Raw genomic sequence first — 974 nt, forward strand, 5'->3', positions numbered from 1 at the left:
CGACAGCAGCGAGGCGCTGCGCGCGGTCACCGGCACCGGCGAGGCCGGCCCGACCCCGCGCGACGCGCAGCCGGCCATCGGGCTCTATCCCAATTTCGCCTGGGGGCTGGGCCCCTATTTCGAACCCTCCTATTTCGACCCGGACCAGCCGGTGCGGATGGATGTCGGGCTGGAGCTGAGCCTGGCCTATGAACCGGCGCCGGGCTGGGTGCTGGCCGGGGCCCTGCGCCACCGGCTGGCCGGCAATGTCAAGGACGGGCGGCTGTCGAACTCGATCCTGCCGCATGTGCGCACCGACCAGACGCTCTATGCCCAGGCGGCGACCACGCTGAAGAACCTCTATGCCGCCCGGCAATGGCGGCCGGGGCGCAACCTCTATGCCCGCACCTCGGCCGGCTATCTGGAAAGCATGTATGCCGGGGTGGCCGGCGAGCTGTTGTGGAAGCCGGTGTCGAGCCGGCTGGCGCTGGGGGCCGAGGCCGCCTATGTGCGCCAGCGCGCCTATGACCAGCGCCTCGGCCTGCGCGACTATTCGATCCTCACCGGCCATGCCTCGGCCTATCTGGAGATGCAGCGCGGCTATGTCGCCCAGCTGTCCGCCGGCCGCTATCTGGCCGGCGATCTGGGCGCCACCTTCAGCCTGGACCGCACCTTTGCCAATGGCTGGGCGGTGGGCGGCTTCTTCACCCTGACCGACGTGCCGGCCGAGCAGTTCGGCGAGGGCAGTTTCGACAAGGGCGTGCGCTTTTCCATCCCGGTCACCTGGTTCCTGGGCAAGCCGACGCGGCGCAGCGTCGGCCTGGGCATCCGGCCGATCCAGCGCGACGGCGGCCAGCAGCTGGAACTGCCCGGGCGGCTTTACGGGCAGGTGCGCGCCGCCCATGCCCGGGCCCTGGACGAGCAATGGGCGAGGGTCTGGGAATGAGCCGCGGCGCGATTCTTGCCGCCGCGCTGGCGCTCCTGCTGGCGCTTTC

The 974-nt window shown here is 70.8% G+C and carries 1 protein-coding gene; it reads left to right on the top strand.

Features of this window, described 5'->3' with window-relative positions; genetic code table 11:
* On the top strand, positions 1-925 hold a 925-nt coding region (locus CVM52_RS26100), incomplete at its 5' end, for a YjbH domain-containing protein (protein WP_172721107.1).
* Positions 926-974: the final 49 nt, after the last annotated feature.

It is taken from the genome of Pseudooceanicola lipolyticus (assembly GCF_002786325.1).
Taxonomy (GTDB): domain Bacteria; phylum Pseudomonadota; class Alphaproteobacteria; order Rhodobacterales; family Rhodobacteraceae; genus Pseudooceanicola_C; species Pseudooceanicola_C lipolyticus.